3 rRNA genes are annotated in these 5,385 nt (G+C 57.0%); all 3 read left to right on the top strand.

Features of this window, described 5'->3' with window-relative positions:
- Positions 1 to 234: 234 nt before the first annotated feature.
- The 3 genes from ACWGIU_RS28370 to rrf all read left to right on the top strand — a co-directional run bounded on the left by ACWGIU_RS28370 (position 235) and on the right by rrf (position 5,357).
- A 16S ribosomal RNA gene (locus ACWGIU_RS28370) occupies positions 235 to 1,759 on the top strand.
- 282 nt (positions 1,760 to 2,041) lie between these two features.
- Positions 2,042 to 5,164, top strand: a 23S ribosomal RNA gene (locus ACWGIU_RS28365).
- 76 nt (positions 5,165 to 5,240) lie between these two features.
- A 5S ribosomal RNA gene (rrf, locus tag ACWGIU_RS28360) occupies positions 5,241 to 5,357 on the top strand.
- Together the 16S, 23S and 5S rRNA genes form the textbook arrangement of a ribosomal RNA operon.
- Positions 5,358 to 5,385 lie beyond the last annotated feature (28 nt).

Here is a 5,385-nt window from a genome sequence, read left to right as displayed (position 1 = left end):
GAGGGTGAGTACAAAGGAAGCGTCCGTTCCTTGAGAACTCAACAGCGTGCCAAAAATCAACGCCAGAAGTTGATACCCCGTCCACTTCGGTGGATGAGGTTCCTTTGAAAAAGACCTGTCGGGCCTTCGGGCACCGGCAGGCGACAACACAGCGAGGACGTTGTGGCGCGTCGGTCTTATTCCGACCTGACGTGCCCGCTCTAAGTGATGTGTGCACCCGATCACGGGTAAACATTCATGGAGAGTTTGATCCTGGCTCAGGACGAACGCTGGCGGCGTGCTTAACACATGCAAGTCGAACGATGAAGCCCTTCGGGGTGGATTAGTGGCGAACGGGTGAGTAACACGTGGGCAATCTGCCCTTCACTCTGGGACAAGCCCTGGAAACGGGGTCTAATACCGGATACCACTCCTGCCTGCATGGGCGGGGGTTGAAAGCTCCGGCGGTGAAGGATGAGCCCGCGGCCTATCAGCTTGTTGGTGGGGTAATGGCCCACCAAGGCGACGACGGGTAGCCGGCCTGAGAGGGCGACCGGCCACACTGGGACTGAGACACGGCCCAGACTCCTACGGGAGGCAGCAGTGGGGAATATTGCACAATGGGCGAAAGCCTGATGCAGCGACGCCGCGTGAGGGATGACGGCCTTCGGGTTGTAAACCTCTTTCAGCAGGGAAGAAGCGAAAGTGACGGTACCTGCAGAAGAAGCGCCGGCTAACTACGTGCCAGCAGCCGCGGTAATACGTAGGGCGCAAGCGTTGTCCGGAATTATTGGGCGTAAAGAGCTCGTAGGCGGCTTGTCACGTCGGATGTGAAAGCCCGAGGCTTAACCTCGGGTCTGCATTCGATACGGGCTAGCTAGAGTGTGGTAGGGGAGATCGGAATTCCTGGTGTAGCGGTGAAATGCGCAGATATCAGGAGGAACACCGGTGGCGAAGGCGGATCTCTGGGCCATTACTGACGCTGAGGAGCGAAAGCGTGGGGAGCGAACAGGATTAGATACCCTGGTAGTCCACGCCGTAAACGTTGGGAACTAGGTGTTGGCGACATTCCACGTCGTCGGTGCCGCAGCTAACGCATTAAGTTCCCCGCCTGGGGAGTACGGCCGCAAGGCTAAAACTCAAAGGAATTGACGGGGGCCCGCACAAGCAGCGGAGCATGTGGCTTAATTCGACGCAACGCGAAGAACCTTACCAAGGCTTGACATATACCGGAAAGCATTAGAGATAGTGCCCCCCTTGTGGTCGGTATACAGGTGGTGCATGGCTGTCGTCAGCTCGTGTCGTGAGATGTTGGGTTAAGTCCCGCAACGAGCGCAACCCTTGTCCTGTGTTGCCAGCATGCCCTTCGGGGTGATGGGGACTCACAGGAGACCGCCGGGGTCAACTCGGAGGAAGGTGGGGACGACGTCAAGTCATCATGCCCCTTATGTCTTGGGCTGCACACGTGCTACAATGGCCGGTACAATGAGCTGCGATACCGCAAGGTGGAGCGAATCTCAAAAAGCCGGTCTCAGTTCGGATTGGGGTCTGCAACTCGACCCCATGAAGTCGGAGTTGCTAGTAATCGCAGATCAGCATTGCTGCGGTGAATACGTTCCCGGGCCTTGTACACACCGCCCGTCACGTCACGAAAGTCGGTAACACCCGAAGCCGGTGGCCCAACCCGTAAGGGAGGGAGCTGTCGAAGGTGGGACTGGCGATTGGGACGAAGTCGTAACAAGGTAGCCGTACCGGAAGGTGCGGCTGGATCACCTCCTTTCTAAGGAGCACAGTACCGATTGCAGACAAACGTTCTGCACGGTCAGCTCATGGGTGGAACGTTGATTAGTTGGCACGGTTTCCGAAACTCTCTGTAAGTACTGCCTCGGCGTGGAAAACAGTGAAGTGGAGGGGATCGTGCCTGGCACGTTGTTGGGTCCTGAAGGTACGGCCGTGAGGTCATGTCTTCAGTGCCGGCCCCAGTGAACTTGTTCTCTTCGAGAGCAGGGTGATGGGTGGCTGGTCGTTGTTTGAGAACTACACAGTGGACGCGAGCATCTGTGGCCAAGTTTTTAAGGGCGCACGGTGGATGCCTTGGCACCAGGAACCGATGAAGGACGTGAGAGGCCGCGATAGGCCCCGGGGAGCTGCCAACTGAGCTTTGATCCGGGGGTGTCCGAATGGGGAAACCCGGCAGTCGTCATGGGCTGTCACCCACTGCTGAACACATAGGCAGTGTGGAGGGAACGAGGGGAAGTGAAACATCTCAGTACCCTCAGGAAGAGAAAACAACCGTGATTCCGGGAGTAGTGGCGAGCGAAACCGGATGAGGCCAAACCGTATGCGTGTGATACCCGGCAGGGGTTGCGCATGCGGGGTTGTGGGAATTCTTTTGACCGGTCTGCCGGCCGGTCGGCGAGTCAGAAACCGTTGATGTAGTCGAAGGACATGCGAAAGGTCCGGCGTAGAGGGTAAGACCCCCGTAGACGAAACATCAGCGGCTTGCTTAAGAATCTCCCAAGTAGCACGGGGCCCGAGAAATCCCGTGTGAATCTGGCGGGACCACCCGCTAAGCCTAAATATTCCCTGGTGACCGATAGCGGATAGTACCGTGAGGGAATGGTGAAAAGTACCGCGGGAGCGGAGTGAAATAGTACCTGAAACCGTGTGCCTACAAGCCGTGGGAGCGTCGCTGTATGTGCTTGCACATACAGTCGTGACTGCGTGCCTTTTGAAGAATGAGCCTGCGAGTTAGCGGTGTGTAGCGAGGTTAACCCGTGTGGGGAAGCCGTAGCGAAAGCGAGTCCGAACAGGGCGATTGAGTTGCACGCTCTAGACCCGAAGCGGAGTGATCTAGCCATGGGCAGGTTGAAGCGGAGGTAAGACTTCGTGGAGGACCGAACCCACCAGGGTTGAAAACCTGGGGGATGACCTGTGGTTAGGGGTGAAAGGCCAATCAAACTCCGTGATAGCTGGTTCTCCCCGAAATGCATTTAGGTGCAGCGTCGTGTGTTTCTTGCCGGAGGTAGAGCACTGGATAGGCGATGGGCCCTACCGGGTTACTGACCTTAGCCAAACTCCGAATGCCGGTAAGTGAGAGCACGGCAGTGAGACTGTGGGGGATAAGCTCCATGGTCGAGAGGGAAACAGCCCAGAGCATCGACTAAGGCCCCCAAGCGTACGCTAAGTGGGAAAGGATGTGGAGTCGCAGAGACAACCAGGAGGTTGGCTTAGAAGCAGCCACCCTTGAAAGAGTGCGTAATAGCTCACTGGTCAAGTGATTCCGCGCCGACAATGTAGCGGGGCTCAAGCGTACCGCCGAAGTCGTGTCATTGCAGCAATAGGGCCAACGCCCGCTGTGATGGGTAGGGGAGCGTCGTGTGCCGGGTGAAGCAGCAGCGGAAGCTAGTTGTGGACGGTTCACGAGTGAGAATGCAGGCATGAGTAGCGATACACACGTGAGAAACGTGTGCGCCGATTGACTAAGGGTTCCTGGGTCAAGCTGATCTGCCCAGGGTAAGTCGGGACCTAAGGCGAGGCCGACAGGCGTAGTCGATGGACAACCGGTTGATATTCCGGTACCCGCTTTGAAACGCCCAATATCGAATCAGGCGATGCTAAGTCCGTGAAGCCGTTCCGGACCCTTCGGGGAAAGGAAAGTGGTGGAGCCGACGAACCAGACTTGTAGTAGGTAAGCGATGGGGTGACGCAGGAAGGTAGTCCAGCCCGGGCGGTGGTAGTCCCGGGGTAAGGGTGTAGGCCGAGGGGTAGGCAAATCCGTCCCTCATTAAGGCTGAGACCTGATGCCGAGCCGATTGTGGTGAAGTGGATGATCCTATGCTGTCGAGAAAAGCCTCTAGCGAGTTTCATGGCGGCCCGTACCCTAAACCGACTCAGGTGGTCAGGTAGAGAATACCGAGGCGTTCGGGTGAACTATGGTTAAGGAACTCGGCAAAATGCCCCCGTAACTTCGGGAGAAGGGGGGCCATCACTGGTGATCCGATTTACTCGGTGAGCTGGGGGTGGCCGCAGAGACCAGCGAGAAGCGACTGTTTACTAAAAACACAGGTCCGTGCGAAGCCGTAAGGCGATGTATACGGACTGACGCCTGCCCGGTGCTGGAACGTTAAGGGGACCGGTTAGTGACCTTTCGGGGTTGCGAAGCTGAGAACTTAAGCGCCAGTAAACGGCGGTGGTAACTATAACCATCCTAAGGTAGCGAAATTCCTTGTCGGGTAAGTTCCGACCTGCACGAATGGCGTAACGACTTCTCGACTGTCTCAACCATAGGCCCGGTGAAATTGCACTACGAGTAAAGATGCTCGTTTCGCGCAGCAGGACGGAAAGACCCCGGGACCTTTACTACAGTTTGATATTGGTGTTCGGTTCGGCTTGTGTAGGATAGGTGGGAGACTTTGAAGCAGCCACGCCAGTGGTTGTGGAGTCGCCGTTGAAATACCACTCTGGTCGTGCTGGATGTCTAACCTCGGTCCGTGATCCGGATCAGGGACAGTGTCTGATGGGTAGTTTAACTGGGGCGGTTGCCTCCCAAAGGGTAACGGAGGCGCCCAAAGGTTCCCTCAGCCTGGTTGGCAATCAGGTGTTGAGTGTAAGTGCACAAGGGAGCTTGACTGTGAGACCGACGGGTCGAGCAGGGACGAAAGTCGGGACTAGTGATCCGGCGGTGGCTTGTGGAAGCGCCGTCGCTCAACGGATAAAAGGTACCCCGGGGATAACAGGCTGATCTTCCCCAAGAGTCCATATCGACGGGATGGTTTGGCACCTCGATGTCGGCTCGTCGCATCCTGGGGCTGGAGTCGGTCCCAAGGGTTGGGCTGTTCGCCCATTAAAGCGGTACGCGAGCTGGGTTTAGAACGTCGTGAGACAGTTCGGTCCCTATCCGCTGTGCGCGTAGGAATATTGAGAAGGGCTGTCCCTAGTACGAGAGGACCGGGACGGACGAACCTCTGGTGTGCCAGTTGTCCTGCCAAGGGCATGGCTGGTTGGCTACGTTCGGGAGGGATAACCGCTGAAAGCATCTAAGCGGGAAGCCTGCTTCAAGATGAGTATTCCCACCTCCTTGAGAGGGTAAGGCTCCCAGTAGACGACTGGGTTGATAGGCCAGATGTGGAAGCCCGGTAACGGGTGAAGCTGACTGGTACTAATAGGCCGAGGGCTTGTCCTCAGTTGCTCGCGTCCACTGTGTTAGTTCTGAAATAACGAACAGCTGTGTCCATGCCAGCGTTCAAATTTCATAGTGTTTCGGTGGTCATAGCGTTAGGGAAACGCCCGGTTACATTCCGAACCCGGAAGCTAAGCCTTTCAGCGCCGATGGTACTGCAGGGGGGACCCTGTGGGAGAGTAGGACGCCGCCGAACAATCATTGCGGAAGCCCCGCACCAGCCC

The organism is Streptomyces sp. NPDC054840 (assembly GCF_053611065.1).
The sequence above is the reverse complement of the archived record's forward strand: the minus strand, read 5'-3'. Positions and strand labels throughout refer to the sequence as shown.